14 protein-coding genes and 2 pseudogenes are annotated in these 13348 nt (G+C 61.3%); 7 read left to right on the plus strand and 9 right to left on the minus strand.

Features of this window, described 5'->3' with window-relative positions; all coding sequences use genetic code 11:
- Nucleotides 1-4: 4 nt before the first annotated feature.
- The 5 genes and pseudogenes from era to EFQ99_RS09380 all read left to right on the plus strand — a co-directional run bounded on the left by era (nucleotide 5) and on the right by EFQ99_RS09380 (nucleotide 4454).
- Nucleotides 5-946 (plus strand): GTPase Era, encoded by a 942-nt coding sequence (gene era / locus EFQ99_RS09360; RefSeq protein ID WP_126920742.1) that lies wholly within the window; start codon nucleotides 5-7, stop codon nucleotides 944-946.
- Between the two features lie 148 nt (nucleotides 947-1094).
- On the plus strand, nucleotides 1095-1847 hold the full coding sequence (locus tag EFQ99_RS09365) for a Crp/Fnr family transcriptional regulator (RefSeq protein ID WP_126920743.1): 753 nt from the start codon (nucleotides 1095-1097) through the stop codon (nucleotides 1845-1847).
- A 181-nt stretch (nucleotides 1848-2028) separates the two neighbouring features.
- Nucleotides 2029-2498, plus strand: a pseudogene (locus EFQ99_RS09370) (response regulator).
- Nucleotides 2499-2574: 76 nt separating this feature from the next.
- Nucleotides 2575-3345: a DNA repair protein RecO gene (gene recO / locus EFQ99_RS09375; RefSeq protein ID WP_126920744.1), complete on the plus strand. Its 771-nt coding sequence runs from the start codon at nucleotides 2575-2577 to the stop codon at nucleotides 3343-3345.
- Nucleotides 3346-3458: 113 nt separating this feature from the next.
- On the plus strand, nucleotides 3459-4454 hold the full coding sequence (locus tag EFQ99_RS09380; protein ID WP_126920745.1) for an aldo/keto reductase: 996 nt from the start codon (nucleotides 3459-3461) through the stop codon (nucleotides 4452-4454).
- 5 nt (nucleotides 4455-4459) lie between these two features.
- On the opposite strand, the gene EFQ99_RS09385 is transcribed toward EFQ99_RS09380, so the two are convergent.
- The 3 genes and pseudogenes from EFQ99_RS09385 to EFQ99_RS09395 all read right to left on the minus strand — a co-directional run bounded on the left by EFQ99_RS09385 (nucleotide 4460) and on the right by EFQ99_RS09395 (nucleotide 8035).
- On the minus strand, nucleotides 4460-5317 hold the full coding sequence (locus tag EFQ99_RS09385) for an MOSC domain-containing protein (RefSeq protein ID WP_126920746.1): 858 nt from the start codon (nucleotides 5315-5317) through the stop codon (nucleotides 4460-4462).
- A 23-nt stretch (nucleotides 5318-5340) separates the two neighbouring features.
- Entirely contained in the window at nucleotides 5341-5985 is a 645-nt protein-coding gene (locus EFQ99_RS09390) for an HD domain-containing protein (protein ID WP_126920747.1), read from the minus strand.
- A 134-nt stretch (nucleotides 5986-6119) separates the two neighbouring features.
- Nucleotides 6120-8035: pseudogene (locus EFQ99_RS09395) on the minus strand (putative bifunctional diguanylate cyclase/phosphodiesterase).
- Between the two features lie 447 nt (nucleotides 8036-8482).
- On the opposite strand from EFQ99_RS09395, the gene EFQ99_RS09400 reads away from it, so the two are divergent.
- Nucleotides 8483-8827 (plus strand): hypothetical protein, encoded by a 345-nt coding sequence (locus EFQ99_RS09400; RefSeq protein ID WP_126920749.1) that lies wholly within the window; start codon nucleotides 8483-8485, stop codon nucleotides 8825-8827.
- Between the two features lie 221 nt (nucleotides 8828-9048).
- Nucleotides 9049-9564 carry a superoxide dismutase family protein gene (locus EFQ99_RS09405; protein ID WP_126920750.1) on the plus strand — a complete coding sequence of 172 codons (516 nt, stop codon included), beginning with the start codon at nucleotides 9049-9051 and terminating at the stop codon, nucleotides 9562-9564.
- Between the two features lie 124 nt (nucleotides 9565-9688).
- On the opposite strand, the gene EFQ99_RS09410 is transcribed toward EFQ99_RS09405, so the two are convergent.
- The 6 genes from EFQ99_RS09410 to EFQ99_RS09435 all read right to left on the minus strand — a co-directional run bounded on the left by EFQ99_RS09410 (nucleotide 9689) and on the right by EFQ99_RS09435 (nucleotide 13342).
- The gene (locus EFQ99_RS09410) at nucleotides 9689-10213 is read right to left on the minus strand and encodes a tyrosine phosphatase family protein (protein ID WP_126920751.1); all 525 of its coding nucleotides are present in this window, start codon (nucleotides 10211-10213) and stop codon (nucleotides 9689-9691) included.
- On the minus strand, nucleotides 10210-10818 hold the full coding sequence (locus EFQ99_RS09415; RefSeq protein ID WP_126920752.1) for an HD domain-containing protein: 609 nt from the start codon (nucleotides 10816-10818) through the stop codon (nucleotides 10210-10212). Before EFQ99_RS09415 ends, EFQ99_RS09410 begins: the two co-directional genes overlap by 4 nt.
- Nucleotides 10815-11660: a CAF17-like 4Fe-4S cluster assembly/insertion protein YgfZ gene (gene ygfZ, locus EFQ99_RS09420; RefSeq protein ID WP_126920753.1), complete on the minus strand. Its 846-nt coding sequence runs from the start codon at nucleotides 11658-11660 to the stop codon at nucleotides 10815-10817. Before ygfZ ends, EFQ99_RS09415 begins: the two co-directional genes overlap by 4 nt.
- A gap of 97 nt (nucleotides 11661-11757) precedes the next feature.
- Complete coding sequence (locus EFQ99_RS09425; protein WP_126920754.1) at nucleotides 11758-12516, minus strand: hypothetical protein; 759 nt, start codon at nucleotides 12514-12516, stop codon at nucleotides 11758-11760.
- An 18-nt stretch (nucleotides 12517-12534) separates the two neighbouring features.
- Nucleotides 12535-12792, minus strand: coding sequence for a hypothetical protein (locus EFQ99_RS09430; protein WP_008522468.1), 258 nt, complete (start codon nucleotides 12790-12792; stop codon nucleotides 12535-12537).
- 103 nt (nucleotides 12793-12895) lie between these two features.
- Entirely contained in the window at nucleotides 12896-13342 is a 447-nt protein-coding gene (locus EFQ99_RS09435) for a TIGR02301 family protein (protein WP_208722738.1), read from the minus strand.
- Between the last annotated feature and the right edge of the window lie 6 nt (nucleotides 13343-13348).

Below are 13348 nucleotides of genomic sequence, written 5' to 3' on the forward strand. Positions count from 1 at the left end.
AACGATGACACAAGAAGAAAATATCGCGGCTGAAGCCGCCGCCGAAACCAGTGGCCCGACGCATTCGGGCTTCGTCGCGTTGATCGGGCCGACCAATGCCGGCAAGTCGACGTTGGTGAACCGCCTCGTCGGCGCTAAGGTCTCGATCGTCAGCCACAAGGTGCAGACGACGCGCGCGATCGTCCGCGGCATCGCGATCCACGACAACGCTCAAATCGTCTTCATGGATACACCCGGCATCTTCAAGCCGCGCCGCCGGCTCGACCGCGCCATGGTGACCTCGGCCTGGGGTGGCGCCAAGGATGCAGATCTGATCACGCTGCTGATCGACAGTGAGCGTGGCCTGCGCGGCGATGCCGAAGCCATCCTCGAAGGCCTCAAGGAGGTCAAGCAGCCGAAGATCCTGCTGCTCAACAAGATCGACCGCGTCAACCGCGAGGATCTGCTGGCGCTGGCCGCCGCTGCCAACGAGAAGATCGCCTTCGAACGCACCTTCATGATTTCAGCCGAAAACGGCTCCGGCTGCGACGATGTCATGGACTATCTGGCCAAGACGCTCCCGGAGGGCCCCTGGTACTATCCGGAAGACCAGATCTCCGATCTGCCGATGCGCCAGCTTGCCGCCGAGATCACCCGTGAGAAGCTGTTTCTGCGCCTGCACCAGGAGCTTCCCTACGCCTCGCATGTCGAAACCGAGAAGTGGGAAGAGCGCAAGGACGGCTCGGTGCGTATCGAGCAGGTGATCTATCTCGAGCGGGACAGCCAGAAGAAGATTGCCCTCGGCAAGGGCGGCGAAACCATCAAGGCGATCTCGACTGCCTCGCGCAAGGAGTTGTCGGAGATCCTTGAGCAGCCGGTCCATCTCTTCCTGTTCGTCAAGGTCCGCGAGAATTGGGGCGACGATCCCGAGCGGTTCCGTGAAATGGGTCTCGATTTCCCGAAATAGTCACGGCAAGAATTTCATCGGGCGGACGCCAGCCCTTTGTTTCCGTGGAAAAAATCCGCCTCGTTGCGGAACGAATCCAGCCTTTGCGCATTCCTTGCTCGACGGCGCCAATAATGGCCCGCCGGTTGGTGCGATCGCAAGGGCAGGTATGGCAACATCGAAACCCATCCATTCTTTCAAGACCCCTTGCGAGCAATGTCCCTTGCGGCCCTTGCCGCATTTTAGGGAGTTCAGCCGCGACGAGCTGGAATTCGTCAGCCATTTCAAGCGGGGCGAGCTTGCCGTCGATGCTGGCTCCACTATCCTCGTCGAAGGCGCGCACAGCGCTCATCTTTTCACCGTGCTCGCCGGCTGGGGCTTCCGCTACAAGATGCTGGAGGATGGGCGCCGCCAGATCCTCAACTATATTATGCCGGGCGACCTGATCGGCCTGCAGGGAACGATCGCCGGCGAGATGCAGCATTCCGTCGAAGCGCTTTCATCCGTTTCGCTCTGCGTCTTCGAGCGCGACAGGCTGATGACGCTCTATAACAAGCACCCCTCTCTTGCCTTCGACATCACCTGGATCGCGGCGCGCGAAGAGCGAATCCTGGACGAACATCTCCTGAGCATCGGCCGTCGCACGGCGCTGGAAAGGGCTGCCTATCTGATTGCCTTCCTCTTCGAGCGCGGCCGGCAGCTTAGTCTCTTCAATGGCCGCAAATTCATCCCCATTACCCAGCAGCACATTGCCGACACGCTCGGGCTTTCCATCGTCCACACCAACAAGACCTTGAAGAAGCTCAGTGAGCGCAGATTGATCCGCTGGCAGGAGGGAGGCTGCGAGGTACTGAACGGCGAGGAATTGATGGCAATCGCCGGCTGGGAGGGGCTCGGAGAGGGCAAGCGCCCCTTCATCTAAAGCATGTCGCGCAAAAGTGTGCAGCGGTTTTGCGATAACGACATGCGTGGAAACAAAAGCCAATCGGTCTCACTATGTCTTTTTTAAATGCGGATTAGCAGGAGAGAAAATAAGGTCGATCTTCATCTTTCCTCCGATTTTGATTCTTATCGAGCCGGCAGAAAAATGTTCTATTCAGCAAATGGTGGCGGAATTCATCGATAGCGTGCCATGCGGATACCAGAGAGCAATGATGTTGGCGAAATGGCCTGGGCGCTGCGGCAAGCGCCCGACAAAGGGCATGGAATCATGAGCGCAATCCGTGTTCTGGTTCTTGAGGACAGTCTGATCATCGCGATGGAGGCAGAAGATATTCTGCGCCTGGCCGGTGTCGAGAGCATCGATATCGTCGGCAGTCTGGAACAGGCCAGAGCCGCCACTGCTGCGAAAACCTATGATTTCGCTCTTCTCGACGTCAATCTTGGCGAGGGCATGAGCTTCGGATTTGCCCGCTATCTTCTCGATATCGGCATCCCTTTCGGTTTCGTCAGCGGCTATTCCGACCCACGCGATTTCCCGCCCGACCTGCAGCACATACCGCTTCTGGTGAAGCCTTTCGACGAAAAGGCGATGGGCGAATTTTTGCAGAGGCTTTCTCCGGCCTCCGCCTGACGCGGCCCGACGGGCTCCATGACATAAGGCATCCCTTGCATTAGGATGGATTCGTTATCCGTAAGGACTTCTTTCCATGCAGTGGCAGGACCATGCGATCATTCTGGGCGTCAAGCGCCACGGCGAGACCAGCGTCATCGCCGAGGTGATGACGCGCGATCGCGGCCGCCATCTCGGCCTGGTGCGTTCGGGCCGCTCGCGCGCCATGCAGCCGGTGCTACAGCCAGGCAATGCGGTGGAGGTCATCTGGCGTGCCCGGCTTGACGAACATCTCGGCGAATTCCGTGTCGAGCCGGTGACGCTGCGCGCCGCCCGCCTGATGGAAACGGCGACGGCCGTCTACGGTGTCCAGGCGATGGGCGCGCTGCTGCGGCTGCTGCCGGAGCGTGACCCGCATCCGCATCTCTTCGATGCGCTGGAGGTCATTCTCGATCACCTGCATAATCCGGCCGATGCCGGCGAGCTTTTCGTGCGGTTCGAACTCGCGGTGCTGAATGATCTCGGCTACGGCTTGGATCTTGCCGAATGCGCCGCGACGGGCGCCCGTTCCGATCTCGTCTATGTCTCGCCCAAATCCGGCCGCGCCGTCAGCCGCAGCGCCGGCGCGCCCTGGGCGGACAAGATGCTGCTCCTGCCGCCGTTCCTCGGCGCCGAAGGCAATCACGCCGCCGACTTCGACAGTCTTTCGGCCGCATTCCGTCTGACGGGATTCTTTCTGCATCGCCACGTCTACGAGCCGCGCGGCATAGAGGCTGCCGCAGCCCGGGACGGTTTCGTTCAGGCAGCGCTCAAGGCGCTTAATCCAGCCTTGCGGACGCTTTCCAGCCCGAACGGCATGTCCGCCTAAATAGATTTCTCGACCGGCGTTTTTTGCGGCTGCAAAACATCCTCCGGATTTGGCGGTTTACCCGCTCTTGAGCGCTTCCTATGTCTTGGTGACTGCCAACCAAGGAGGATCTCATGCTGACCAAGCCCGCATCACCGACGACAATTACGCTCTGGAACGGCCGCGAAATTCCGCGTCTTGGCATGGGATGCTGGGCGATCGGCGGTCCCTTCTTCGCCGGCGATACGCCGCTCGGCTGGGGCGATGTCGACGACGAGGAATCGGTCGAAGCGATCCACCGTGCCATCGACCTCGGCATCCGCTTCTTCGACACCGCCTCGAATTACGGTGCCGGTCATTCGGAGGAAGTGCTCGGCCGGGCAATCGGCAATCGCGGCGATATCATCATCGCTACCAAGTTCGGCTTCGCCACCGATCCGGAAACGAAGCAGGCAACCGGCGCCTTCGCCGATGAGGCCTTCATCCGCCGTTCGGTCGAGACCTCATTGCGCCGCCTCAAGCGCGACCGTCTCGATCTCCTGCAATTCCATATCAATGATTTTCCGCCGGAACAGTCGGATGCCGTCTTCGATACGCTGGAAACGTTGCGCGCGGAAGGCAAGATCGATGCGTTCGGCTGGAGCACGGATTTTCCCGATCGCGCCGCCCGTCATACCGGCCGTCAAGGTTACGTCTCGGTGCAGCACACGATGAACGTCTTCGAGCCGGTGCCGGAGATGGTCGCGCTGATCGAGAGAGAAGGCCTGATCTCCATCAATCGCGGTCCGCTGGCCATGGGTCTGCTGACCGGCAAATTCACCGCCGATAAGGCTGTCGGTGCGAAAGACGTCCGCGGCGCGGCGCTCGACTGGATGGTCTATTTCAAGGACGGGCGCATGGCCCCGGAATTTGCCGCAAGGCTCGATGCAGTCCGCGATCTCCTGACATCGGGCGGCCGCACGCTGACCCAAGGAGCACTTGCCTGGCTCTGGGCGCACTCGCCGCGCGCCCTTCCCATTCCGGGCTTCCGCACCGTCGCGCAGGTGGACGAAAATGCCGGCGCGCTGGAAAAGGGGCCGTTGTCAGCCGATGCCATGGCGGGGATCGATGCCGCGCTCGCCCGCGTTTGACGGCCTCAGGCCGCGGCGCGACGCTTGAGCGCCCAGCCTTCCGGTCTCTCTTCGACGACGCGAACGGCGTCGCCGATCGATATCCCGCCGCTGCCGCGCGGCGTGGCATTCCAGCCGAAGAGCGGGCCGGGCACGCGCCGGTCGGCCGACATGCGGATGCGGCCCATCGCCGGCATCGGGTTTGCTACGTCACGTGATCCGCTCAACTGGTCCTGGGTCGTCATGATGCAGCGGGAGCAGGGTTTGACGAGATCGAAGCGGATGCCGGATATCTCGATTGCCGCCCAGCGGTCTTCCGGCCAGGCCTCGTCGGTATCGATGACGATGTTCGGGCGGAAGCGGTCCATGCCGACGCTGCCTTCGCCGTGGGCGGCAAGATCGGCATTCAAAGCCTTCAGCGAGCCGGTCGTGGTGACCAGGATCTGGTAGCCGTCGGTAAAGGTGACCGGCGTGCCGTCGCCGGCCCATTCGGCATTCGCCGTCCGCCGTGCTTGCCCGTCGAAAAAGACCAGCCGCACCTCGCGGCCGAGCCATTCGGAAAGCTGTCGGTTGCTCTCGGGATCGGCAACGGCGGCGCTGACGGTCGATTTCCACACGGTCACGTCCATGCGTGTTTCGGTCTGCGGCGGCTGCACGGATATATCAGGCTTTCCCTGCATCAGCAGCCGGAAGGCGCCGGGCTCCGGCCGCACATCGATGCGCGCGAGCTCCGGCAATTCGCGCTGGGTGAAGAAATGACCCTGTGCATCCGTAATCATCGCCCGTCGGTCGCCAGGAAGCCCATAGGCATCTATTTCGGCGGCGGGCAGCGCAATGCCGCGGGCGCTCTTGAGCGGGTAGATGAAGAGGTCGCTGACACGCATGCCGTTCTCCTGATTTTCGTCCTCTAAATTTCGTCCATAAAGGCCGAGAGGAAATCGCGCAGGCTCTGGTCGCGCGCGGCGGCCAGCCTGCGGCCGGTCTCGGTCTGGAATCCTTCCGCCAGTTTGAACAGCTTCGTCTGGAAATGGTCAATGGCATAACGTTTGTCGTCGAGCGGACGGTTCGTCGCTGCCGGATCGAATGGATCATAGAGCCCCGATCCCAGACGCCCGCCGATATAGAAGCAGCGCGCGGCGCCGACCATGCCGATTGCGTCCAGACGGTCCGCATCCTGCAGGATTTTCGCCTCCAGCGTCTGCGGCGCCACGCCAGCCGAGAAACTATGCGCGGTGATGGCATGGGCCGCGGCTTCGATATCCCCGTTGCTCCAGCCGAGCTTCACCAGGATCGCCGATGCCTTCTCCGCCGCCAGCGCCGATGCCTGTGCCCGTAACGGCGAATTCTTCTCGACGGCGACACAGTCGTGCAGAAGCACCGAAGCGGCGAGAACCCGGCCATCGCCGCCTTCTCCGGCGTGGATGCGCATGGCGTTCCTGAAGACGCGCAGGATATGGGCAAGGTCGTGCGAGCCATCGTCGCCTTCGGCCGCATGTGGGATCAGCGCGGCGGCAAGCGTTTCATGAGGAAAGAAGGCTTCGGCCTCGAACATTGCGTCACCTGTCGTTGAAACCGGTCTATCGATAAGGCATCGAGCCGAACGCGGGTGTGGCTCTTTAAGATGCGGCAACGAAGACCTGCAGAACTTGGAGCCGATTGTGTAGCGGCTTGCCGTGCGAGTCGCAATCAAACGCGATCCCAGCTTTTAACCCCGGGAAGGCCCGTCACGCGCCGTTCTTCGGCGGCAACGAGAGAAGATGGGGCACGTCACGCGCAGGTCTCGGCGGGCTGATGTGGTAGCCCTGGATTTCGTCGCATTCTTCGCATTCCAGCAGCGCCAATTGCGCGGCCGTTTCGACGCCCTCCACGGTGACGCGCATGCCGAGTGCATCGCCGAGCAGGATGATCGCGTGCATGATCGCATACGCCTCCTTGTTGTCGACGATGTCGTTGACGAAGGATTTGTCGATCTTGATCTTGTCGAAGGGGAAGCTTGCCAGGTAGCTCAGCGAGGAATAGCCGGTCCCGAAATCATCCATCGAGATGCGGATGCCGCGCTCCTTCAGCGCATGCAGTATCGGCAGCACCTCGCCGAGATTTTCCATCAGCACGCTCTCGGTGATTTCGAGTTCGAGCCGCGACGGCGTCAGCGAGGCGGCGGCAAGCGCCTCGCTGACATCCTGCGGCAAGTCGCTGCTGCTGAATTGGATAGCTGAAACGTTGACCGCGACCTTGATGCTCTCCGGCCATTGAGCTGCATCGTTACAGGCGCGGTGCAAAACCCAGCGGCCGATATCGACGATGACGCCGACCTCTTCCGCAAGCGGAATGAAATCCATCGGCGGGACACGGCCGCGAATCGGGTGGTTCCAGCGGATCAGGGCTTCGAAGCCGCAGATGCGCCGCTGCGAAAGGTCGTAGAGCGGCTGGTAATGCAGCTCGAATTCCTCGTTCTCGACGGCAGCGCGCAGATCCGCTTCCAGCGCGTGGCGCAGTTGCATCTGCGCGTCCATCTCACTGGTGAAGAAGCGCTCGCGCTTGCGCCCGTCCGCCTTGGCGTGCGACAGAGCCACAGCGGCGTTCTTCAACAGGATGTCGGTTTCCTCACCATTGTCAGGGGCGATTGCGATGCCCATGGAGACGCCGAGTTCCACCTGTTTTTCGCCATGGAAGAACGGCTCGGAAAGCTCGCGGCGGATCCGATCGGCCAGCGCCGTCACGTTCCATGGCTGCTGCCTGCACGTCTGGAGAATGGCGAATTCGTCCGAGCCGAGGCGCGCCAGGTTGTTTTCGGCGCCGGCCGAGGCGCGGATGCGCTCTGCGACCTGCTGCAGGATCTTGTCACCGACCGAAACGCCCATCGTGTTGTTGATCGATTTGAACCGGTCGAGATTGAGGTGCACGAGGGCGATCTGCTCGTCCGGCTTCCGCTCGGCGAGCGCCGCATCGACCTGCTCGCGAAAATGGATGCGGTTCGGAAGGCTGGTCAGCGGGTCGTGGTGGGCGAGATAGGTGATACGCTCGGCCGCCTTTCGATCCTCGGTGATATCGGCGTGGATGGCGATACTGCTGCCGTCGGAAAGGATGGTCACCATGCTTTGGATGATGCGGCCGTCCTCCATCAACCACTCGCGCCGGCGGAAACTGCCGCTTCTTGTGGTTGCCGGGGAAAGTTTCTTGCGTCCCCGGCGGGGTTTTGCGCTGACGCTCTCCGTGCCGCCTATCTTGCCGAGCAGATCGGCGATCGTCGCGCCTGGGGCGACATCTTCCCGCCTCAGACCGAAGAGTTGACGGAAGCGGATATTGGATAGGCTCAGCCGCTGATCGGCGTCGAAGACGCTGAGGCCGAGCGGCAGATTGTTGAGAACGATCTCGAAGAGTTTCTTCTGCTCGTCGAATGCCTGCGTGACGGCGGAAATATTGCCTCTCAACGCATGATTTTCCGCCAGCAGCGTTTCCGCGCTTCTCTCGATTTCGTCATAGTCGCTTTCGTGGCCGCGATAGGTCGCGATCACCAGCTCCATCAAACGCTCGGCATCGATCGAGCCATCGTCCGTGACGGCCTGGTTGCATTGCTGCCAGAAGAGGGCTTCGGCTTTCATGCGGGTGCGTCTTCAAGGATAGCTGCGACGGCAGAAGGCGTCTTCATTTGATGAACGTGCCTCATCATGATGGACATGGGAAATCTTTCCAAACTGAATGCAGAAATTGCTTTTCTTATAGGATGAACTGTCAGGTGGTAATTTGTGAAGCCCATCTTCCATGGGCCCGATTAATATTCGGTTGCAGTGCAGCGACGACGACGCATGGTTAGGCGTTTGTTTTATATGTGTAAAATCGCTGAAATATCGGTCGGTAAGCTCGGCTGACGCAGCCGGAAGACTTGGTCGGACGCGTTCCGTTACCTTTTGTCAATCATCGTTAATAGGAAGTTAACAGCTTATTGACGCACTGCGCAAATCAGTTTAACCAGCGATTCAACACCTGATTTTCTCACCTTCGTATTGCGTACAGACACCACCGGCAAAAGGCGGTGGATGGAGGTTTGTATGACCCGCACCACATCCATTTCAGACACTTCATACGCGTATCTGGCAACGCTATCGCGGCTCGATTCCAATGGAGATGGCGTACTCAGCCGCGGCGAACGTGCTGCCGATGAGAGGCCGGGTATCATCAAGGAGCTGTTGGATGACGACAGGGCCGGCGATGCGACGCAGCCGAAATTCTCCGGCAGCCTTGTCGCGCTGATGATGGATACACGCGACGGCGGCGCGGAAAACAGCATCGTCGTTCCCTATCCGTTGCAGCAGACTGCGCCCACATCGAGCAATCAGTCTGACGATCTCTACCGCAATACCTACGGTCAGTTCGATTTCGACGCCGTCGCCTGAGCGGCGGTTCGATTCAGACCATCTGCAAGCCGGCCGTTTGGCCGGCTTTCTTCGTTCGATATTCCCTGCGCCCAGCGTCGAAAATTGGAGTGATTTTCGGCGAGAACTATGCGCCTGGGAGCGTCCTTGGCGCGTCCTATCGCAGGTGCGATGGGCTTTGGGTCAGGAACACCTTCCGGGCTGGGACGTTCAAGAGGACAACCGGACGGAAGGAGATCTCCATGAAAGCCATGTGCACTATCGCCGCCTTCAGCCTGCTTGCGATTGCATTACCGGCTGCTGCCCAGGACAAACAGACGGCGATCGCCAATTTCGTCGACAAGGACGGCAAGGAAGACGGTCGCGCGCAGCTGACGGCTGCTGCCAATGGCGGCGTCCTGATCGAAGTCGAGATATCGGGGCTGCCGGCGAACAAATGGGTGGCCTTCCATGTTCATGAGACCGGGCGTTGCGACGCAGCGACCCATCACGAATCGGCGGGCGGTCATTTCAATCCTGAAAAGGCGGAGCATGGCATTCTTGCCGCCAAGGGTCCGCACCCCGGCGACATGCCCAACCAATATGTCGGACAGGATGGCACGCTGCGGGCACAGATCTTCGATACCATGGTGACGCTCGACGGCAAGACGGACGGCATTCGCGGCCGCGCATTGATGGTGCACGCCAATTCGGATGACTATCGCAGCCAGCCGTCAGGGGACGCCGGCGAAAGACTTGCCTGCGGCGTCATTCAATAGGCCAGCAGTCTTACTGCCGCGTCTGCGCTGGTTTCGGTCGCCCCGCCGCCCGTTGGATTTCTTTGCCGCCGCGGTGGGCGTGGCGGGAGGACATCGGTTGGAGCGGACGGCAGCGCCTTCGACCCTACGCAACGTCCCGAATCGCCAGCAGGAAAGGTGCATTGCCATCGGCATCCGCACCGCGTCCGATGGCCCGCACGGCCGCAACCAGCCGGCCGCTGCGGCCGAGCAGGGCGTCGCCGATCTCGATCAGCCGGGAATTCGGTGTCGCGAAAGGCGAGGCGGCGCGCAGCCGGCGGGCAAGTGTTTCCTCGCTCTGTTCAGGTGCAAGCGACAGCGCTGCGATCAGGGCGGCCGCAGGCGACCGAGACACCCCCATCCAGCAATGGATGAGCAGCGGCGTCTCCTGCCGCCACGAGGCGGCAAAGTCGATAATCCCGCGGACATGCGTCTCATCGGGCGCCACGAGACCGCCGGTACCCTTGAAGGTGATGTCGTTCATTGCCAGCGTCAGATGACGGTCGGCCGCGATCACGCCTGGCCGATGGAAAGCCTGCTCTTTGGCGATCAGGCTGATCATGTCGCGCGTCTTATGACGCACCGCCATTTCCGCGATACGCGACAGCGGCGAGACGACGATGAAGGTCACGATCCCATCCCCCGCTCGGCCTCGATCGCCGCGAAGCGCTCGCAGAACAGCCGCTGCGCTTCCACGGCGGGCAGGGGCTGGATCATCAGCATATCCTTGTTGACGCCGCGCGGCTGGCCGAAGAATTTCTGTGCCTCGGCAGGCGTGAAGCCGGCGAGCACGGTCGCCTCGAAATAGGCGGCGATCGTGTCGGCCTTCTTGATCCGGTCCTTGAGGTCGCGCGAGGGATGCGGCGGCAGGCCGAAGCGCAGATGGACGGCGGCTTCCAGCCGCGTTTCCACCGTCTTGTAACCGCCGCCGACCACCGATTTGAACGGCGATATCATGTCGCCGATCACATATTCAGGCGCGTCATGCAGCAACGCCATCAGGCATTCCTCCGGTTGCGGATTGTTCAGGCGGCGGAAAATGTCCTCGACGACGAGACTGTGCTGGGCCACCGAAAAAGCATGATCGCCTGATGTTTGGCCGTTCCAGCGGGCAACGCGCGCAAGCCCATGGGCGATGTCGGCGAGTTCGACATCGAGCGGCGAGGGGTCGAGCAGGTCGAGCCTGCGCCCGGAGAGCATGCGCTGCCAGGCACGCGGAGCTTTCGCAATTGTCACGCGCTGGCCTCGTCGGCGCTGGTGGGAAAGACAAGGCCGGACCATCCCGGCAGGGCAAGGGAAACCGGCGTTTCGCCGGCGAGCAGTGGCGTGCCGGCCGCCATCGCCGCACCGGCGCGGTCGATCCGCACGATCGCAAGTCCGCTGCCACCTTCGACCGAACCGAGCGTTCCCACAGGTTTGCCGGCGGCGGTGATCTCAGTCCCCGTCACCGGCAAGGCGGTTGCGGAGGATACCGTGACGACGCGCCGGCGCGCAGTGCCTCGGTGCTGCATCCGCGAGACAACTTCCTGGCCGACATAGCAGCCCTTCTTGAAGGAGAGACCGCCGTTCAGATCCATCAGCACGTCATGCGGAAAGGCGTCTTGCAGGGCGAAGTCCGGTCCCGATGTCACGATGCCGAGGCTGATCCGCAGCGCGTCGTAGAGTGCTCTCTCGCCGTCGCCGTGTTTGCCAGGCCGGCGGGTCAGCGTGACGCCCGCCTTGGCGAAACGGCTGTCTTGGACGCCCTGGTTGCCGTTGACATCCTCACCCCAGGAAACGGTGACACCCTCTTCGGCATGCGGCGCAAGGGTAACGGCGGCGCGCAGTTTGTACATCGTCAGCCGCTTCAGCAGGCCCTCACGCTGTCCGGCATCCGTTTCGATCACGTATCCGTCGCCATCCTGCCAGATCATGAAGTCGAACAGGATCTTGCCTTGCGGCGTCAGCAGCGCTCCGGGCCGCGCCTCGTCACGCCCGAGCGAAACGATATCGGTGGTGATCAGGTTCTGCAGGAAGGATTGAGCTTCCGCGCCGCTGACAACGAGTAATGAGCGGTCTTTCAGGAATACGTCTGGCATGGCGGAACCTGTCGCGTTGGTTATCGCTCAGAGGTATGTCTTTGCGGGATGGATCGCAAGCGCCACGCAGGATGCAAAAGGTGCAAGCGAGATGGGCTCAGTCGCCCGCGGTGAAGAATTTCCACTTGCCCTCAGGCGTGATGCCGAGGCGGTAGAAATTATATCCGCCGAATTCCTGCATGTCGGAGAGATCGCCTGCTGTGACGATGCGCAGCAGCTCGACGCGTTCGGGCGGCGTCAGCGACTTCAGATCCTTCTCGGCAAAATAGGGCCAGACATACATGTCGTCGGGCGTGCCCTGGCCGACATGGACGAAGCCTGTCGAGACGATGTCGAGCATGATGGCGAGGATTTCGTCTCCATCGGGATCGCCGGAAAGATCCTTGAGCGTGCCGATCGGATCTTCGGTCGGTTCGCCCACGGTCACCTGCGTCTGGTCGGCGCCGGTGCCCATCAGCGGCCGCAGCCTTTCGAGATCGCCGGAGGCGGCCGCCTCGACGATCTGTTCGCGCATCTTGCGAACCGGTTCGGGCACCTTGCTGATATCGTAGATCACCTCGACGGGCTTGGAATTATCCTCAGCTCCCGGTGTCTTGTCGACACTCTGGTTGTTCTGGTTTTTCACCAGCGGATCGGCCATGGGAACGTTGGGAGCGGCCCCGCCCTGCGGCTGGCTCTGCCCTTGAGCGTTTCCAGGTGCGGCCGGTGTATCGTTGGCTGCCTGGCCGGGGATCTTGTGCAGTTCGGAAAGCGCGTAGGCTGCCGGCGCCAGGGAAACATTGCCGGCGGCGAGGCTGAGCGCAAGCAGGACCGGCGCGAGCGGAATTCGCGGAACTTTCTCTTTACCGGTGCGCATAGAACTCTCTGATATCGGTTATTGCAGGGTGCGGTTGGCGGAGAATTCGCCGGCAAGCATGCGGTCGCGCAGCGAATCAAGCAGGGCTTCAGCGCTGCTTTCCCCATGCAATCTGATCGTTTCGCGCAAAGCATGCGCAATGGCGGCATCGGCAATGATTTCAGGCTCGATTCCGTCGGCCATGCCGTCGGCCCAAGCCTCGTTCTGGTACTCCAGAGCCGCCTGCATCTTCTCGTGGACGATCATGTCGTCGATGTCGTTGAGGCTTGCTTCCATTGTCTTTTCCTCAGAACTTCTCATGTCTTACTGCACCGTTAACAACACTAACAGCCTTTTCCCAAAACGACACGTCCGCATGCGAAAACAGGTTAATTAAACGTCAATTTCCAAAGCGCGAAGTAATTTCTGTGGCGAGTGTTGCACCTTCGTTACGGTAGCGCTCTTCTGCCACGATGGCCGCCGCGGTGCAATCCGTATAGACCGAGGCAAAGGCGCGATAGCCGCGATTGAAGGCTGCGGTGAGCTTTTCCTTGCGCTGCGGCTCGTTGCCGGTCTCCGAATCGAGCAGTTGCTGCATGCCGTTTCGCCACTGGTCGCCATCAGGCGCCTTGCAGAGCGTCCTGAGATAATGCACGGATCCCAGCACCTCGGCGAGCCGCGCCAGCTTGTCGTCATAGGGCACGTTTACCGCAGCCGGTGGCTGAGTTTCCTCTACCGGTGGCGGTGGCGTGTTCTTGCCCTGCGCCAGGGCAGGGCCGGCGAGGACGAGCAAGGACAGGAAGACGCGCCGAACAGGAATCATGCCCCCAGTTGATACGTTGAGCATGACGGC

This window comes from Rhizobium vallis (genome assembly GCF_003985155.1).
In the GTDB taxonomy this organism is placed as follows: domain Bacteria; phylum Pseudomonadota; class Alphaproteobacteria; order Rhizobiales; family Rhizobiaceae; genus Rhizobium; species Rhizobium vallis.